Source organism: Paraburkholderia sp. BR10923, assembly GCF_040948765.1.
Classification (GTDB): Bacteria; Pseudomonadota; Gammaproteobacteria; order Burkholderiales; family Burkholderiaceae; genus Paraburkholderia; species Paraburkholderia youngii.
Map to the genome: position 1 here is coordinate 74,547 of NZ_JBFPKO010000013.1, position 18,225 is coordinate 92,771.

Annotated in this window: 10 protein-coding genes and 2 pseudogenes; 10 read left to right on the plus strand and 2 right to left on the minus strand. The window is 60.8% G+C overall.

Annotated elements, in window-relative coordinates; translation table 11 throughout:
- Window positions 1-428: 428 nt before the first annotated feature.
- The 4 genes and pseudogenes from AB3X94_RS23470 to AB3X94_RS23485 form a co-directional block, all read left to right on the plus strand.
- A complete protein-coding gene (locus AB3X94_RS23470; protein WP_176111929.1) occupies window positions 429-1,103 on the plus strand; it encodes a response regulator transcription factor in 675 nt (224 codons plus the stop codon).
- An 808-nt stretch (window positions 1,104-1,911) separates the two neighbouring features.
- Window positions 1,912-8,250 (plus strand): autotransporter outer membrane beta-barrel domain-containing protein, encoded by a 6,339-nt coding sequence (locus tag AB3X94_RS23475; protein ID WP_368612865.1) that lies wholly within the window; start codon window positions 1,912-1,914, stop codon window positions 8,248-8,250.
- Window positions 8,251-8,415: 165 nt separating this feature from the next.
- Window positions 8,416-8,529: pseudogene (locus AB3X94_RS23480) on the plus strand (IS6 family transposase); the annotation flags it as partial.
- A gap of 63 nt (window positions 8,530-8,592) precedes the next feature.
- A pseudogene (locus AB3X94_RS23485) lies at window positions 8,593-8,773 on the plus strand (ISKra4 family transposase); the annotation flags it as partial.
- 24 nt (window positions 8,774-8,797) lie between these two features.
- On the opposite strand, the gene AB3X94_RS23490 reads toward AB3X94_RS23485, so the two are convergent.
- Entirely contained in the window at window positions 8,798-9,814 is a 1,017-nt protein-coding gene (locus tag AB3X94_RS23490) for a Gfo/Idh/MocA family protein (protein WP_368612925.1), read from the minus strand.
- Between the two features lie 682 nt (window positions 9,815-10,496).
- Window positions 10,497-11,504 carry a GntR family transcriptional regulator gene (locus tag AB3X94_RS23495; RefSeq protein WP_176110800.1) on the minus strand — a complete coding sequence of 336 codons (1,008 nt, stop codon included), beginning with the start codon at window positions 11,502-11,504 and terminating at the stop codon, window positions 10,497-10,499.
- A 281-nt stretch (window positions 11,505-11,785) separates the two neighbouring features.
- On the opposite strand from AB3X94_RS23495, the gene AB3X94_RS23500 reads away from it, so the two are divergent.
- From AB3X94_RS23500 to AB3X94_RS23525, 6 genes are all read left to right on the plus strand, one after another.
- Window positions 11,786-12,835, plus strand: coding sequence for an aldo/keto reductase (locus tag AB3X94_RS23500; RefSeq protein ID WP_368612866.1), 1,050 nt, complete (start codon window positions 11,786-11,788; stop codon window positions 12,833-12,835).
- A gap of 110 nt (window positions 12,836-12,945) precedes the next feature.
- Entirely contained in the window at window positions 12,946-13,848 is a 903-nt protein-coding gene (locus AB3X94_RS23505; RefSeq protein WP_368612867.1) for a phytanoyl-CoA dioxygenase family protein, read from the plus strand.
- A 40-nt stretch (window positions 13,849-13,888) separates the two neighbouring features.
- On the plus strand, window positions 13,889-14,218 hold the full coding sequence (locus AB3X94_RS23510) for an L-rhamnose mutarotase (RefSeq protein WP_368612868.1): 330 nt from the start codon (window positions 13,889-13,891) through the stop codon (window positions 14,216-14,218).
- Window positions 14,219-14,376: 158 nt separating this feature from the next.
- Window positions 14,377-15,420 (plus strand): substrate-binding domain-containing protein, encoded by a 1,044-nt coding sequence (locus tag AB3X94_RS23515; protein ID WP_368612869.1) that lies wholly within the window; start codon window positions 14,377-14,379, stop codon window positions 15,418-15,420.
- Window positions 15,411-17,021 carry a sugar ABC transporter ATP-binding protein gene (locus tag AB3X94_RS23520; RefSeq protein WP_368612870.1) on the plus strand — a complete coding sequence of 537 codons (1,611 nt, stop codon included), beginning with the start codon at window positions 15,411-15,413 and terminating at the stop codon, window positions 17,019-17,021. The genes AB3X94_RS23515 and AB3X94_RS23520 overlap by 10 nt, the downstream gene beginning before the upstream one ends.
- Entirely contained in the window at window positions 17,022-18,224 is a 1,203-nt protein-coding gene (locus tag AB3X94_RS23525; RefSeq protein ID WP_176110805.1) for a sugar ABC transporter permease, read from the plus strand.
- Window position 18,225: the final 1 nt, after the last annotated feature.

An 18,225-nucleotide genomic window follows, 5' to 3' on the forward strand; every position in this document is an offset into this window, starting at 1 on the left:
ATCTCATTCTTGGGGCCTAAAATATTTCCTGAGACGAAGATTGCGGATTGGCGGGCTGAAAAGCGCCAGTGCAGGCTGGATTCCGGGAGTTATTGCGAGGGAAACCCTAGTGCAAGATCGTCGCCTACGCGAGGGGGACAACATGCTTAATGTGTATTTACTGCCCGTCGATTCCGAGGATAGTGAGTGTTCAGTCACCTGTGGAAATCCGGGGCGATACAGCTTCATCAGTTCCGGCATTCCCGAGTGGTTCAGAAAGTTTTTCCCGCGGAGAGCTAATTCGCCTGATGCGAAGCTTCCGAACTGTTGAGAAAAAACCGGCGCATTACGCATGAATCGCAAATCGCTCAGGCGCGAAACGCGCCCGCGGAAGAATGTTCCTTGCCTTGCGCCCAACGACAACGCTCCATTGCCGTGGACATTGCACTATGCGAGTGCTCATAGTCGAAGACGACCTGCAGATCGGTCAAAGTTTGCTGCGCGCGCTTCAGGATGCGGAGTACAGCGTCGACTGGGTCCGCGACGGCAATGCCGGCGGCGCGGCCATCGCTGCCGTTGAATATACGCTGGTCTTGCTCGATCTTGGTTTGCCCGGCATGGGCGGCATCGAATTGCTGAAGGCGGCGCGTGAGAAGGGTAGCAAGGTACCCATACTGATCTTGACCGCACGTGACGACCTTGACGCCCGGGTCCAAGGGCTCGATTTCGGCGCTGACGACTACGTTCTCAAGCCCTTCCACCTGCCCGAACTGCTCGCGCGGATTCGTGCCGTGTTGCGTCGCAGGGCAGGCTTTGCGTCGTCGCGTCTAGGCAATGACACGTTGAACCTCGATCTCGACAAACGAACTCTATGCTGCAACGGGGTGTCATCCGTTCTGTCGGCGCGCGAATTCGCATTGATGTTCGCGTTCCTTGAGCGCCCCGGCACTATCCTTTCGCGAGATCAGCTCGAGGGGAAGCTTTATGGTTGGGGTAAGGAAGTCGAGAGCAACGCGGTCGACGTGCTGATCCACGGTGTACGCAAGAAGTTCGGACAGTCTGTGATTCGCAACGTGCGTGGCCTCGGCTGGACTGTGACGCTCGGCGAATCGCCCGAGGTGTGACCGCGCGTTTCGGCTACGTTCCCGTACGACGGCGATGTCAATTTTCCGGGCTCTTGTTGACGGAAATAAAGCGAATCTCCAAATATTCTTCTTCGGAGCACTTGTGATGATCGGAGACCCCCGAAGAAAAGCATAGTTCTGCGTCGCTCAGCAAGCGCTCGTCAGCTCCTCGATATTCGCATTTTTGTTCCATTGAACAAAGCCCGGCTAGCAGCACCTGATGTTCCCTCCTACTAATGGTTATCTAAGTTATCACGCGCACTATGCAACCTAAGCGCAACGGATTGATGTCTTTTCAAACGCGCATTGGGTGCCTCGGCACGCTGGATCGTGAGATTTATTATGAAAACATTTAACCATATTAAGTCGCTTTTAAGTTTCATGATTATGTGACCATGCAAGGCTTATGGCGGAGCGGCTTCCGCTAATTGCCCCATGTCTGATCAGATCCGCGTGGGACCAGGTGGTGTTGCATTCGCAGCCGCCGACGATGAATCCGAGTGGGCTTCAAAAAAGGCGCTTGAGGATGAACGGATCAGCCCATTTTGACGGCCTTAATCAAGTTGGAAAACCTCCGCCGAAATATTCCGGCGAAAGTTAGAAATTAATCATCTTCCTGGGCAGCGCTCAATTTCGTAGGCATCACTTGCCAGTGCCGGCTTGCGGTCATTCGTCGTGTCCAGAAATCGGATTTTGTCCGATCGAGCCGGGTCGCCAGTAAAACCAGTCTCTGTGCGACTCGCAGACAGATTCGATGTCTTTTTCAAAAGACTGAAACCAGTTGCGCCTGTTATTGCGACAGAACCGAATGAGGAAGATCGTGTACATATTCAAGCATTCATCGCATTGTGAGTCTGCGCGGACATTGACGTCGGCGCTTTGTTTTGAGGATTGCTGCGGCCGCAAGCGTCGGACCGTGGTTGCGTTGGCCTCTGCCGTAGCGTCGCTTGCCGCGCTGTTTGTTCCGGTCGCTGTGCGAGCCCAGTGCAACAGCAGCGCCGACCCGGCGCTGCCTGTGGCGCCGGCACAGACCAACTTTTCCAATCAGTCGTTTGGCGCAGCGCCGCTTCCCCAGTACTACCTGAACGCCGCGGGGCAGGCGGGATGCAAAGGCGCCGACGACGGCTCCTGGAACGGAGTGGGCCAGGATGGCTTCGCTGGTCAGTCGGGCGGTTCCTTTAACAGTGTCAACAGCGGAATTACGGTGAAGGGGGGCTTCGCGCCGACCTTCATCAGCCCCACGATGGGAGCGGGATGGTCCGTCGACGGTGGTGATGGTGGTGCCGGCGGACAGGGCGGTTATGACGCCAATGGCTCCGCCCACACGGGAAACGGCGGGGCGGCAGGCAATGGCGGCGCGGTCTCCGTGCAGTTTAGCGGCACGGTTGGTCCCGACCCGAAAGGTGTCCTTCCGGAAGTTGCGCTCGACGTGGAAGCCAATGGCGGCACCGGCGGAGTGGGTGCCGTGTCCAATGCCCAAGGTACTGAGCCGCTCTACGGCGGCAACGGCGGAGCAGGGGGGCGGGGTGGTCAGGCAGCGCTTAACGCCTCCGGCAGCATTCAGTTCTATGGTGTCGGCCTGCGAGCGTCCGCCCTGGGCGGGACCGGCGGGGCAGGTGGCAACTCGCCCACTCCGGGCGATTTGGTTGTAGAAGGCCATGGAGGCAAGGGCGGCAACGGCGGCAACGGCGGTACCGCGACGCTTGCCTTTCAGAACGGCAGTCTGACTGCCAGCACCCCGGCAGGCCAGATCTTTCCGATGCAGGCCGACGCCGATGGCGGTACGGGCGGCAGCGCTGGTGGCGCGTACGGTGGAAGTGGCAGTTTTGGCGGGACCGGCGGCAACGGAGGTAACGGCGGCACAGCGAGCGCGGAACTCGGCAGTGGTGGCCAGATCGTGTTCTCCGACCAGATGCAACCGGCGAACAGTCGGTATCAGCCGGGCAGCGGCGTAACCGCCAGGGCGAATGGCGGAGCGGGCGGGGGCGGCGGCACTGCCATCGACGGCTCATTCCGCAATGAGGGTGGTGTGGGCGGCAACGGCGGAATTGCCGGCAACGCCAGCGCCACTGTCCTTGGTTCCATCGATTACACCGCGAATGTTCCGGCTGGGCAGTCTGCTGCCGGGTTGATCGGGGGTCAGGGGGTGCTGGTGCAGGCCAATGGAGGCGCCGGCGGTATCGGTGACGGCGCCCAGAGCACTGTCGTGGGTGAAGGCGGTGATGGTGGTAAGGCAGGCGCTGGCGGCAGCGCTTCGCTGACCCTTGGAGACGCGACGAACACGGCGACAATTAAAACGAACGGCCCATATACACATGGCGCGTTGGTGCAAAGTGTCGGAGGCGGCGGGGGCAATGGAGGTAGTGTCAGCTTCGCGCTGGCCGGCACGGGCGGTGCAGGTGCCGCGGGCGGCGATGGCGGCGCGGTCACGGTGAACTCGGACCACGCCTTTGTCACGGTCGGCAGTCAATCAGGCGTAGGCAGCATCCCGCTGATCGCGCAAAGCATCGGCGGTGGCGGCGGAAGCGGCGGGGACGCCAGCGGCGTCACCGCTGGCGCGGGCTTCGAGATTGGCGGCAACGGCGGCCAGGGCGGCAATGGCGGCGCGGTGAAACTCGCGCTGGGCCAGAACAGCGTGTTTGGCAGCCTCGACCAGAGCGGTGGAGCCGGCATCCTTGCGCAAAGCATTGGCGGCTCCGGCGGCAATGCCGGCAGCGCGACGTCGAGCGGCGGGGGGCTGATCACCATGGTGATCGGCGGTGATGCCCACGGTGGCGGCGCGGGCGGCCAGGTCACCGTTGACAACGCCGCACTCGTCACGACCTACGGCGACCACGCAGCCGGTATCAAGGCTCAGTCGATCGGCGGCGGTGGCGGCAATGGCGGCAACGCTACAGCGTTCACCGTCGGCGCCCCGCTGTCGAGCTCCGTTGCCATCGGCGGACAAGGCGGCGGAGGCGGCGCGGCCGGCGCGGTGTCGCTGACGAACACGGGGCAGGTCGTTACGTATGGTTCGGACGCCGAAGGTGTCGTGCTGCAAAGCATCGGCGGCGGCGGCGGCTCCGGCGGCAGCGCCACGGCGCGTGCCGTTGCCGCATCGGCCAGCCCAAATATTCCTTCGATCAGTGTCAGCGCCGCTATCGGCGGCGCCGGCGGGACCGGCAACACCGGCGGCAATGTCACGCTTGATAATTCCGGCCTGATCACCACTGCGGGCGACAGCGCGACCGGCGTTTTCGCGCAGTCCGTCGGTGGCGGCGGTGGTACGGGCGGCGACGCAACCGCCGCGTCCTACTCCGCGTCGCCTGCCAAGGGCGCGTCCCTGTCGGTCTCCGTGGCTCTCGGGGGCAGCGGCGGCAGCGGCGGCACGGGCGGCGCCGTCAACCTTGAAAACTCAGGGCTCATCGCAACCCTGGGCCAGGACGCCCACGGCGTGTTCGCACAGTCGATTGGCGGTGGCGGCGGCAATGGCGGAACGGGCGATGCCTCGGCAACGGCGGCTAACGCCAAAGCCAGCTTCAGCGCGTCAATCGCGGTGGGCGGAACGGGTGGAACGGGAGGGACGGGCGGCACGGTCGGCCTGACCAACGACGGTTCGATCGCGACGCGTGGCGACGGCGCCGATGCCGTGTTCGCCCAGAGCGTGGGCGGCGGCGGCGGCGCAGGCGGCGGAGGTACCGCTGCGGCCAGCGGCGGCAAGGATGCCATCGCCGTGGGTGTTGGCGGCAAGGGTGGCGTCGGCGGCGACGGCAACACGGTGACGACGATCAACAACGGCAACATCGTCACCCACGGCGCGGCCTCGACCGGCATCTTCGCGCAAAGCGTCGGCGGCGGCGGGGGCAAAGGCGGCAAGGGCGCGGCGGCCGCGGGCGGCAGCGGCGGCCTCGACACGATCTCCAACGCCCAGACGCTGTTTGGCATTCTGGGTCAGGGCCTCGGCCTCAACCAGAATGTGCAGAACCTGGGCAACAACATCCTGCAGGTCGGAGTGCTCGGCGAAAAAATCAAAGCGACTTATGGTGATCTGGAAAAGCTCCTCACGCAGCCGGACGGGGTATCGAAAGTACTGGCCACCGTGAACCAGATCAGCGTCGGCGTGACGGTCGGCGGCAGTGGCGGCGCGGGTGGCTTGGGCGGCGCGGTGAACGCCAGCAACGCCGGCGCGATCGGCACCTATGGCGCGCAATCTCACGGCATCTTCGCGCAGAGCGTTGGCGGCGGCGGCGGCAGCGGCGGCGCGGCGAGTTCGGTCGGCAAGTCGAACAATGATTCGAAGGTGCAGGCCGCGGTCGCCGTGGGCGGCAGCGGCGGCGCGGCGGGCTCGGGCGGGGCGGTGAGTGTCGTGCAGAAGGCAAATGGCGCAGTCGAGACGCAGGGGGTGGAAGCGTTCGGCGTGTACGCGCAGAGCGTAGGCGGCGGGGGCGGCAACGGCGCGATGTCGGGGGCGGTCAGCGGTTCGCTGAAAAGCCTGTCGATCGCCGTGGGCGGCAATGGCGGAGGCGCCGGGAATGGCGGCGACGTGAGCGTCAGCAACGGCGGCACGGTCACGACACTTGGCAAGCACAGCGTCGGCATCCTCGCGCAAAGTATCGGAGGCGGCGGCGGTGTCGTGACGACCGCGAGCAGCGATGAGACATTCGATCCTTCCAAAGCCGTCCAGAATCCGCAGGGACGGATCGCCGACATCTACGGGGTGACACTGAGCTTCGGCGGTCAGAACGGCAGTTCGGGAAATGGCGGCGGCGTCACTGTCAACACGCAAGGCAACGTGACGACGAGCGGGCTTGACGCGCACGGTATCGTCGCGCAGTCGATCGGCGGCGGGGGCGGGTTCGTGGTGGGCGGACAGATCAACACGAGCACGCTCGTTGGCGCCGGGGGCGCGAGCGGCAATGGTGGCAACGTTCTTGTCGTGGACACCAACAACACTGTCTCTACCACCGGCGACGGTGCGTATGGGATAGTCGCACAATCGATCGGCGGTGGCGGGGGCTTTGCCGGCGACCCGTCCGCCCCGAACTACTACGATGACAATACGAGCGGCACGGTATTCGCCAACAGCGGCAATGGCGGCACCGTCAACGTCATCGTGGCAAACGGCGGGAAGATCGTGACGACCGGCCGGTACGCGCCCGCGATTTTCGCGCAATCGATCGGCGGTGGCGGTGGTCTGGTGGCCTCCAACAACAACTCAAGCACGCTCGGCCCGCTGCATGATGTGGCACGTGGCAGCGCGGGTGGCGCCGGCGTGGGCGGCATGGTCGCCGTCAACGTCAGGGATAACGACACGGTCATGGCCACAGGCGTCGGGTCCGCCGGCATCCTGGCGCAAAGCGACGGCCAGAAAGGCGGGCAAATCTCGATCCACCTGGCGCCCGGGTCGAAAGTCGTAGGCGGCACGACCGATCCCAATTTTCGGACCTCCTCAATGGGCGGGTTGGACCCGGAGTTTCGCGACGCTGCCGCCGTCCGTCTGATTGGCGGCAATAACAACATCATCACCAACCAGGGCACCATCCAGACCTTAGGCAAATACGCAATCCTGGTGGACCCCACGTTGTATGGCGAGGCGTCCGCCACCACCACGGTCAACAACTCCGGCACTATCACCGGTGACATTCACGTCCTTGGTGGCCCCGGCAACAGCGTTGTCAACAATCTGCCCGGTGGCGTTATCGACACACCGGCCACGCTGAACGTCGGAGGCGGCACGGTGAACAACGCCGGTACGCTGAAAGTCGGCGGCGCGAAGTCGATCGGCAATACGATTCTCACCGGCAATCTCGTGCAGAGTTCGACTGGCACGCTGAACGTACAGATCGATCCGGCCAACAAGCGGTCCGATCTGCTCAACATCACGGGTACCGCCGCGCTTGCCGGCAAGGTGCAGGCCGATCCGGTGAGCTATCTGAAGAGCACGAGCACCGTGCTGTCGGCGGCCGGCGGCATTCGGCCGGACGCGGCGCTCGCGGGTTCATCGACGCCGGTCTACCGCTTCACGCCGCTGGTGCAGGGCAACACCGTCGCGATCAAGACCGATGCGGACTTCGTCGGTGCGAGCAAGGGGGCTTCGGCCACGCAGCAGAGTGTCGCAGCCAACCTGGACCGGTTGTGGAACAGTGCCGACCCTACCTTTGCACCCATCTTCGGAGCCTTCGGTAGCGCCGGTAGCACGGCGGGCTATGCCCAGACGCTGACCGCAGTTTCCGGCCAGGAGTTGCTCGGCGTTGCCGCTGCGCGCTACCAGTCCAGCCAGGCATTCTCGCGCTCCGTCTTCAGTTGTCCAGAGTTCGGCGACGACGACACCACCGTGAGAAAGCAGGGCTCCTGCATGTGGTTCCGTGCCACGGGCATGTGGGAAAACCGCAGCGCCGACGCTTCGTTCCCAGGTTTCGGCTGGCAAGGTACGACGATGAAAGTCGGCGGGCAGGTCCAGTTGCAGCCCGGCTGGTTCCTCGGTGGCGCCATCGGCTACGAGACCGACCGTTTCACCGGCAACGATAACCTGACGAGCGCCAATGGCAATGCGCTTCTTGGCGTCGTCGCGCTCAAGCACGAGGTCGGGCCGTGGACTTTCAGCGGTGCGGTGGACGCCAGCTACGGCTGGTTGAACAGCTCGCGCGTGATCCCGAGCGCCAATGCGGTGGCGACCGCGTCTCCCAATTCGTTCAATCTCGGAATGCACATGCGCGCGGCCTATCAGATTCCGTTCGGCCGTTTCTACCTGGAGCCGGCGCTCGATGGCGACCTGAACTACATCAATCTACCGGGTTACACGGAGAGCGGTGCGGGCGCGCTCAACCTGAAGGTGAATAGTGCGAACAGCGTCATTGCGACCGGCACGCCGAACCTGCGGATCGGGACGCGCGCGCAGATCGGGTCAGCGACAGTCGACGCTTATGTCGGCGCCGGGGTGAGCTTCATTGCAGGCAATAGCTACACGACCAACGCCTCGTTCGCCGCTGCCCCGGGTTTCGGCAGCTTCACCAATACGCTCACCAATGCGCACGTTGCAGGCAAGTTTTCCGCTGGGGTAGAGGTCTATACGACCAAACGTCTCGATGTGCGTCTGGAGTATGACGGCGTCGTTGCCGCGCACGAGGTCGAGAATGGCGGCCAGATCCGGTTCAAGTACCGGTTCTGAAAAAACGTCCGGGACCCGGACAATGCAGCAAAAGCCATAAAGCGTAGTTGGATTGGTGACCAGGATGCGCTGTCGCAAATCCGGTTCGGGTACCCAGTGCGCGAGTTGATTCAACACGCGCGCGTCGTCGACGTGACGGAATGGGCTTATGGCGGTCGATTTTTCGCCCGGCTCATTCTCGGCGGCATCGAGTTCATGCACATGATCGTGAAAGGCCAGATGAAAGACGACGGCATCGCGCAGACTCCCGCCCAGCAGTTCTACGCCTTGATCGTATAAGTAATCCTCACCATATCGACATTTCTTTGACTCGTCTTCATTAACGCGACAAAACCCGAATGCCTCCACTCAATCGCCTGTCGATTGCCGTTTTCTCCTACACCTGTTCTGGACTGGTTCCATATATCAATGAGAGTGAGGTATCTCAAAGCAGATCATGAAGGGCATACACACACAATCCGAAACGGAAAAGGCCACCCGACCTGTGCTGATATCCCGCGTTGACAAGCTGCGCTGGTGCTTCACTTCGCGGGACGGTTGCACGCCATCACGATACATTGACGCGTTGATGCGTTCGTGCAGCCGACGCCAGCGCATCAAGCACTCTGGCGTTGGCGACCGCGTCATCCGTCGTGAATGGCATTGTCCGCTTAGTCAATACCGCAGATGCAAACGCCTCAATCATCAGGCAGTACTGATTGACTGGAGGAAATACCTCTTCCCGTCGATTTCCGTCCGCGTCGACCAGAACGACCAGGGCCTGAGGGACGCGGGTACCCATTCCAGGGAGAATTGCACGCGGCACTTCGATCGAACCCTCGGTGCCGATCACGGTGTAAGTTCCCTGACCACCTGCCATGAACGAGCAACTGACCGAAGCAGAGCAACCATTCGGGAATTCGAGAATGCCCGTCGTTGCAATGTCCACGTCGAAATGCGGGTCGACGATCCAGATCGCGCTCGCATGCGTGGGCTCGCATGCAAATATCATCCGCGCGATGTTGACCGCATAGCACCCCATATCCAGCAGGGCGCCGCCTCCAAGCGCAGGCTGCAATCGAACGTTGGCGGGGTCGGGCGGATTCATCAGATTTACGGACAGATGTGCGCGAACCTCGCGGACCTGGCCTATCGCACCTTGCGCAATAAGCTCGTGCACGCGCCGGTGTTGCGGATGAAACCGATACATGAAGCCTTCCATCAGTGCCACGCCGTGACGCGAGAAGGCGTCGGAAACCATTTCTGCCATCTTCGCGGTCGTCGCGAGCGGTTTCTCACACAGAACCGCTTTCCCTGCCTCGGCCGCGCGCATTGCCCATTCGGCATGCATGCTGTTGGGAAGCGGGATATAGATCGCATCAACGCCGACATCGGCCAGCAACGCGTCGTAGCTCTCCACTACTCGCGGTATGCCCAAGGCCTGTGTGTAGTCGCGGGCTTTTGCAGGGTCGCGGCTCGCGAGTGCCACAACGGACCCGTTGACGGACGTTTGAATAGCAGGGATCACCTGAGTGCGCGCGATATCGGCAGTGCCCATCACGCCCCAACGCAAATGACTGACCATCACTGATTCTCCTTCATTGTTGACATAGGCGAAATGCGACTAGTTGCGCCCGGCTGCCTCAGTGGGTGCTAGTCATCAATTGAACCGCAGCCATAGCGCGTTCCGCTGCAGACAATCGCAACCATATTGCGATCTCGTTGCGAATGGCAGGGGCGCCAGATGGCGCAGCCTGCCAGGCAAACAATCATTGGTAACCTTGGCTAGCATTACCACGGCCCACAACGAAACGTTTAGCGAAACGTTTTGTTAGGAATTTATAGCAACCTGGCCGCCATATCACAATCAGGGGTTACACCGGCCACAATCTTGTTTCTCGACGCCACTTTGGGCACGCCCTTGACCGAAAGTCCACGTTTACCCGCCATTGACATCCGCAAGTGCCTTATCTAAATTTTGACGAAACGTTTCGCTAAACGTTTCGGCGCGCGAGGCGCGTGGAAGGCGGAGCGGCTCGCTGCCTTTGACCGATGACGCGAACTGCGAACACGTATGGCCGGCCGCCCTACGAACGGCGCCTGCGGTGTCCGCGGATGGTTGCAGTGGAGGCGGCAGCAGCGTCTCGATCTTGTCCGAACAGACGGGCAGCAGTATGGGTGCGCCTAAGGCAGAAATTGGTCAACCGTGGGGAGAAAGTCGTGCAGAAAAGTCGTGGCGAAGACGATTGCGCTAGATGGCTCCTGCCTCAGTCCGTAGGCGTCAGGTATGAAGGAAGCGGTGGGGTGGGGAGCGCTTCAACATGGCCCCAACTGTCGATCCAAAACGCACAGGACTCCTGTAAATGCTGGAACAATGCTGCTGCAGCAGCCTCAAGCCTACCGTCGAGCCACAGGCCGAGCACGTCGAGGTGCTCGCGTAGGCTACTTTCAAGGTGGGCCTGCGGTTCACCAACGCAACATTTAAGACGATGCGGGTTCGAAACGAGCAGAGAATGGGTCCGATCGAGCACGCGCAACAATTCTTGGTTCGGGCAGGCCGACAGTAATTCAATGTGCAGGTCCTTCTCAAGGCTGATGTGCGTGTCGCTGCCCAGCTGCGGCATATCATCGAGCGCCGCTCGCAACCTATCGTGTGCCTCGCGCACGCGTTCTCGGGGAATAGCGCGCGCCGACTGCATCAGCGCCTGCGGCTCCAGGAGCCAGCGCAATTCATATAGGGCGTGTAGCCGATCGGCTGTGATGCGTTCAGCTTCCCACCGGCCCTGCCGGTCTTTGGTCACCATCCCAAGACTATGCAATCGCCCTAGCGCGTCGCGAGCGACAGTGCGGCTTACGTCGAAATGCTCGGCCACGCGTTCTTCAGTAATTCGCAAAGAATGATAGACGACGCCGATGCAGACCTGTCGTTCCATCTCTGCATAGACCTGCTTCCATCGTGGCATCGGCTCGACAATCATTTCGGCGATGTTAGCGAGATCGCCCCGACTGTCGTCGGCATGCCGACCGACCACGATATACCCTCTGCCGGGTGCGGCACGCACGGCCTTGTCGATGCAGAGGGCTTCGAGCGCCCGTCGCGCTGGTGAACGACTTACCGCGAATGCGCGAGCGACGTGAACCTCGAGCAGGCGCTCCCCAGGGCGGATGCGTCCGTCCTGGATCATCGCTTTGATATGCGCATAGACGCGCTGCTGCATCGGAGCGTGCTCGTCAGGATTCGAGCCGAGGCTGGAGAGGGCAGGCTTGGAACTCATAGTTGGTTTGGTCCGCGGTGAGTCGTGTGCAACGAAATTATATTGTCAAAAACGAAGCGTGCTGAAAGCTCTGCCGTGCGAGCATTTCGGCCCCCTATGTTACGTGTTCTCAAGGTTCCGCTCGGGTGACTTAAAGCTCCAGGGTATGCACGGATGGTCACACAATGTACGTCGTATACATTGCACCTATGTACAACGTATTCAATGTACGTACCGACAACTGTACACCTTTTTACTCCACCATCGCACTCATTAGAAAGGATTCAGCCGTGTCACACGCTATGACTCGTCTGCCCAGTCGGCGCCGCTTTGAGAGCCGTTCCGGCCGGTCGTTGCAATTCACTTCTCTAGGCTTCGGTAGCGCGCCCCTAGGGAATCTTTACCGCGCCTTGAATAACGAGCAGGCGCGGCTGACGCTCGAAGCAGCTTGGCAGCATGGAGTGCGTTACTACGATACGGCGCCGCTGTATGGATATGGATTGGCGGAGACACGCGTGGGATCGTTCCTTCGTGAACAACAGCGTGACGACTATCTCTTATCTACCAAGGTAGGGCGGCTGTTGAAACGCTGCGCACCCGAGCAGCGCGACGGCATCGGGAAGTTCTTTGAGGTACCGTCTCGCGAAGTCATCTACGACTATTCATACGACGGCGTGATGCGCAGTCTCGAGGCTTCGTTCGAGCGTCTGGGAGCCGACCGGATCGACATTGTGTTGTGTCATGACATCGATATCTTCACGCATGGAAGTGCGGAAGCAAGCGCACAACGCACGCGTGAATTTCTTGACGGCGGTGTGCGAGCACTCAGCGATTTGCGCAGCCAGGGCGTGGTTGCAGCGATCGGCATCGGTGTAAATGAATGGCAGGTCAGCGAAACAGTTGCGCGCAATACCGACGTCGACTTATTCCTGCTGGCGGGACGCTACACACTGCTCGAGCAAGAATCGCTCGATTCCTTCCTGCCGCTGTGTATGAAGAAGGATATGGGTGTAATCATCGGCGGCCCGTTCAACTCGGGCATTCTCGCGACGGGGCCGAAGCCTGGGGCCTACTTTAACTATGGACCGGCCTCGCCCGACATACTCAAGCGGGTGGCGGCAATTGAAGCAGTATGCCGCGCCCATCAAGTAGCGCTGAGGGATGCCGCCTTGCAATTTCCGCTGATGCACCCGGCTGTCGTCAGTGTGATTCCCGGGGCGATAACGTCCGCCGAGTTACAAGGCAACGTCGAATCCATGCAAACGCCGATTCCCGCGCAACTGTGGAGCGATCTGCGCACCGAAGGTTTACTACGCACCGATGCGCCCGTCGTCGAGAACATGCAGGTCTAGACAAGCGCGGAACGGGAAGATAACCGGCCGCGACGCGGGTAATCAGGACACCATTGTTAGCAACACGATAGGCATCGCGATAAATCATTAACTTTCTCCGGGAGACGCAGATGAACACCGCTGAAGCACTGGCGCAATTGGGCATTTTCGAATCGATCCTCACGCAAGAACAGATCGACGCCTTCGATAGGGATGGCTATTGCATTTTCCCGAATGTTTTCTCCCCGGCAGAGATCGACGAGATGAGGGCCGAAGTTGACCGGCTTCAGAAAATAGAAGGCGCTTACGGCGGTCATGAAGTCCACATCGAGCCGGGCGCAATGCGCCTGTCCAACCTGTTCAACAAGTCAGAAGCGTTTGACCGCTGCCTTCGTTGCGGTCCCACCCTTGCGATTGCGCACCGTCTAATGGGCGAAATTCGTGTGTATTCGCTCAACGCCCGCAACCCTGCAAAAGGTGAAGGTCAACAGCCTCTGCATAGCGACGTTTGGCGCGCCCACGACACCGACTGGCGCATGATCAACACTATGGTCATGCTCGACGACATGACCGAGGATAACGGCCCGACGCGTGTTGTACCGGGTTCGCACAAGCTCGTGCCGATCAACGTGCCAGACATTAATCTGGTCAACGCAGAGCGCATGGAAGTCACGCCCGAAGAAAAGGCCATCATGCCTGCGGATCCTGTGGCAACCCACCCGCGCGAAGTTCACATCACGGGGAAAGCTGGCTCGATCGCTGTAATCAACGGGCGAATCTGGCACGGCGGCACCGCAAACAGGACTGGAATAACGCGCCGCGTACTGCATATGGCAATCGGCCGCCGCGATATCCCGCAACAGCTCAACGAGCGCGAACATCTGACGCTCGCGCTCTACAAGCGTGCTGCTCCGGCCGAACGCTTCCTGCTCGATATCGAGGGTGCAGAGCCGAAGGTAGACGATCCGCTTGCTTTACCGAAAGACGCGCGGCTCTGGAAGGCCGCTCAAGCAGAAACGACTGGCCGTTACTGACAAAAACGCTCGTGCAACAAGCGCTGTGAGGACAAACAAGATGGAAAGGATGGCTTTCGTACTCGGTATCAAGCCCGAAGCGCTGCCGGAGTACAAACGGCTTCATCGCGAGACCTGGCCGGAGGTCATTGAGATTATTTCGGCTGCAAATATCCGCAACTATTCGATTTTTCTGAAGGAGCCCGAGAACTTGTTGTTCGCCTACTGGGAATACCACGGCACGGACTTCGCTGCGGACCAGGCAAAGCTTGCTCATGAGCCACGCATGCTGGATTGGTGGCAGATCTGCGAGCCGATGCAGGTCCCGCTCGAAACCCGCCGGCAGGGCGAATGGTGGGCTCGCCTCGAAAATGTGTTTTTCAAGCCATGAGCGAGCCCATGGCCTGAGTTGGTTGCAGTCCTACGAAGTTTTCGATTCTGTGCCAATTTGCGTGCGCACGGCAGAGACCAAGGAATCATTGAAACAACTTGGCAAGGCTGTACGCGTGTGGTTCGAGTAGATAAAACCGATGCTGTAAGGAGACAATCGTGCGTCACACCACCCCTCTGCTGAAGTTCCTCTCCGCGGCCATGCTGATGGCAGCGACGCTATCGAGCAGCCTGGCCCATGCCGATGCAAAGAATCCCGTGATTGCTGTCGCGATGAAAACACAGGTACAGCGCCGCTGGGCCTTTGACATCGCCGCTATGAAGCGAGAGGCCGCGGCGCTTGGCGCCAAGCTAATCGTGCAGTGGGCCAACGACAATCCGGTCCTGCAGGCATCGCAGGTGGAGAACCTGTTGAGCCAGCAGCCCGACGCCTTGATTCTCGTACCCGTCGACAGCCAGGCGGCCGGACGAATCGTCAATTCTGCACACCAGGCAGGCGTGCCGGTAGTCGGATACGACATCGGCGTGACGACCGCGAAGCTTGACTACTTCGTGATGCGCAACAATGCGCTTGTCGGAGAACTGCAGGCAAAGGGCGCCTTGGAAAAGTCGCCCCACGGGACTTTCGCGTTGATGAAGGGCGATCCCGGCAATGATGTTGCGCAGACCATCAGCAAGCAGTATGACAAGGTGCTGGTGCAGGACAAGGACGTGAAAGTCGTATTCGACCAGTTTGTTCGCGGATGGGATCCAAAGCTCGCGCTGTCGAATGCGGAAAATGTGTTGAGCGCACAGAACGACAAGATAGATGGCTTCGTCACCTCCAACGACGGCATGGCGCTGGGCGTGGCGCAGGCGCTGAAGGCGCGCAACTTGGCCGGCAAGGTCTACTTGTCCGGGCTCGACGCCGACCCGTCCTCGCTGCAACTGATTGCTCAGGGCGTACAGACGATGTCGGTATGGACCGACCTCAACGACCACGGCACTTCGGCAGTCAAGGCTGCGGTCGCGCTGGCGAGGAAGGAAAAGCCGGCAATTAGCACGACCGATGTGAACCTTGGCGCTGGCGCCGTACCGACTCATCTCGTGAATGTCTACGCGGTGACGCAAGCCAACCTGTGTAAGTTCATCACAAAGGGCGCGCCTAAGGGATGGGTCACGGCGGACGAGGTGTATGGCGCTGGTAAATCACAATGCAAGTGAGCAAACTTATGTGGCGTGATCCTGCAACGCTCGATGTCTCGCAGCCTCACGCAGAGGGCAATGCCGTCGATGCGTCGCGTGCCGACGGCTATGTGCTCGAGCTGCGCGAGGTGGGCAAATCGTTCGGCGGCATTCCTGCACTCAGCGATGTGAATTTCAACGTGCGGCCAGGTGAAGTCGTCGCCGTCATCGGTGAAAACGGCGCGGGCAAGTCGACGCTGATGAAGATCATTTCGGGCGTCTATCCGACCGACAGCTACCAGGGCGAACTGTTGCTCGACGGCCGGCCTGCTCGTTTTCGCACAGTGCGCGACGCGGAGGCGGCCGGCATCGTGCTGGTGCCGCAAGAACTGTATATCGCGCCGAATCTGAGCATCGCCGAAAACATGTTCATGGGGATGCTGCCATCGCGGCGCGGTTTTGTCGACGAGGCGAAGCTATTCACCCTCGCGATGGAGCGCTTGGCGTTCTTCGGTGTGCAGGCCAATCCGAACGCTTCCGTTGGAGAACTCAGCCCATCGGCTCAGCGGCTCGTCACTATTGCATCGGCGCTGTCGAAAGCGGCCACCCGAGTGCTGATTCTGGACGAACCGACAGCTTCGCTCACACAGGGCGAAGCTGTGCATCTGTTCGAGCGGATTGCACAGATCAAAGCGCAGAATGTCGGCTGTATCTACATTACCCACCGGCTCGACGAGATCGCCCAGGTCGCCGACCGAGTGGTCGTGATGCGCAATGGCCGGGTGGTCGAGCATTTTGCGTCTGCTGAGGACAAGATCTCCGATATGGTCCGCGCCATGATCGGCCACGATCCCGAGCCAAGCACGCCGCGCGTGCTTAATGAACGCGCCGCAGCCGTGCTGACTGTATCGAACCTTTCGGTGCATGAAGGCTTTGGCTCGAAGCGCTGCCGGGTGCACAACGTAAGCCTTGAACTGCGCCGCGGTGAAGTGTTGGGTCTGTTCGGGCTAGTCGGCGCCGGTCGCACTGAGCTCGCCAAAGCAATCTTCGGCGCATGGCAAGGAACGTGCGAAGGCGAAATTCGTATCGACGGTGAACGGGTACATCCGCGTTCGCCCGCTGAAGCGATTTCTCTAGGTATCGGCATGTTGACGGAAGACCGAAAGCAGACCGGCCTGATTGAGGGGCATAGCGTGCTGCACAACATCAGCGCGGCGAGTATTCGATCTGTCTCCAGTGGCCCGTTCATTCGCGAACGCGACGAGGTTGATCGCAATCGCGAACTGATTCGCAAGCTCGACCTGCGGCCGCCGCGGCTGGACGCCAAAGTCGAATGGTTCAGCGGCGGCAATCAGCAGAAGGTGCTGCTCGCGCGGTGGATTGCGATCCGACCGCGCATCCTGATCGTTGACGAACCGACCTACGGGGTCGACATCGGAGCGCGTCAGGAGATCTACCGTTTGCTACACGAGCTCGCTGCCGAAGGGACCGCGGTACTTATGATTTCGAGCGACATGACCGAGATTCTCGATGAAAGCGACCGTGTACTGGTCATGTACAAAGGCCGCGTTACGCAATCGTTTGACAGAAAGGCTAGCCGTCACGAGTTGATGGCAGCCGCGACAGGGGAGATCCATTAAATGAAGAATCAGACTTTGCCGGGCACTGTGCGGCCGCCGGCAGCCGCTGTGTCAGCGGGCAGCGCTGGGCGCCGCGCGCGTCAGCTTATCAACCCTCGAACGCTGACGATGGTCGTAGTGTTCGTTCTCCTCGCGGTTGTTTTCAACGTCGCCTCGGGCGATATCTTTCTCACGCCACGCAATCTGTCGCTGCTTCTGCGACAGGCCTCAATCGTGGCGCTGGTGGCGGCTGGCGTATCGATCCTGATGATCATGGGTGAGATCGACCTGTCGATTGGCAGTTCGGTCTACCTGTGCGGGGTGGTCGCGGCAAGCTTGCAGATCACGCACGGCCTCGGCGTCGTGCCGACCATTATGTTAACCATCGGCGTGGGCATATTGATGGGCCTATGGCAGGGGCTTTGGGTGGTTACGGTAGGGGTGCCATCGTTTATCGTCACCTTGGCGGGGCTGCTCGCGTTCCGCGGCATCGGCTACTATGCGACCGATGCGGCCACCCTTGCTCCGGTGTCGATGGCGTTCTCGGCCCTCAGCGAGGGCTTCGTCCCCGTGATCGCCTCGATAGTGGCGCTTGTGATCGCCTATCTCGCGGCGGCGGCTTACATCCTGCGGAGGCACCGTGTCAGCCGGTCACACGAGGGCGAGACTAATACGCTGCGGCTCGCGAGCAAACTTGGGGCTCTGACCGTGACCGTTGGCCTCCTGATCTGGGTGTGTGCCGGCTTCCGTGGGATTCCGACCGCACTTATCTGGGTCGCCGTAATCGGTATCGTCCTCTGGGTGGTGATGACGCGTACCGTATTCGGCCGCAATGCATACTTGACTGGTTCAAATCGTGAAGCTGCGGTTCTGGCGGGGATTCCACTGGCACGCCAGCTCTATGTCGGCTTCATGCTAATGGGTGGCCTGTATGGAATCGCCGGCGTTCTGATGACCGCCCGTATCGGCGCCTCGACACCGACCACTGGCATGTATATGGAACTCGACGCGATCGCGGGCGCCGTAATCGGCGGCACCGCGCTCAAGGGTGGTATTGGCACCATCCCCGGCGCGATTGTCGGCGCCATCCTCCTGGCGACCATCGACAATGGCATGAGCATCCTAAACATTTCGTCATTCATTCAGTTAGTCATCAAGGGTTTGGTGCTGCTTTTTGCTTTGGCTTTTGACTCCTTTATGAGCAAGCGCAACGGACGCGGCTAAT

What these genes read in the sequence shown, in the direction of transcription:
- AB3X94_RS23520 (WP_368612870.1), top strand. Translation starts at nt 15,411, where the DNA reads ATGCAAGTGAGCAAACTTATGTGGCGTGATCCTGCAACGCTCGATGTC.
- AB3X94_RS23495 (WP_176110800.1), bottom strand. Translation starts at nt 11,504, where the DNA reads ATGAGTTCCAAGCCTGCCCTCTCCAGCCTCGGCTCGAATCCTGACGAG.
- AB3X94_RS23505 (WP_368612867.1), top strand. Translation starts at nt 12,946, where the DNA reads ATGAACACCGCTGAAGCACTGGCGCAATTGGGCATTTTCGAATCGATC.
- AB3X94_RS23500 (WP_368612866.1), top strand. Translation starts at nt 11,786, where the DNA reads ATGACTCGTCTGCCCAGTCGGCGCCGCTTTGAGAGCCGTTCCGGCCGG.
- AB3X94_RS23510 (WP_368612868.1), top strand. Translation starts at nt 13,889, where the DNA reads ATGGAAAGGATGGCTTTCGTACTCGGTATCAAGCCCGAAGCGCTGCCG.
- AB3X94_RS23475 (WP_368612865.1), top strand. Translation starts at nt 1,912, where the DNA reads ATGAGGAAGATCGTGTACATATTCAAGCATTCATCGCATTGTGAGTCT.
- AB3X94_RS23525 (WP_176110805.1), top strand. Translation starts at nt 17,022, where the DNA reads ATGAAGAATCAGACTTTGCCGGGCACTGTGCGGCCGCCGGCAGCCGCT.
- AB3X94_RS23490 (WP_368612925.1), bottom strand. Translation starts at nt 9,814, where the DNA reads ATGGTCAGTCATTTGCGTTGGGGCGTGATGGGCACTGCCGATATCGCG.
- AB3X94_RS23470 (WP_176111929.1), top strand. Translation starts at nt 429, where the DNA reads ATGCGAGTGCTCATAGTCGAAGACGACCTGCAGATCGGTCAAAGTTTG.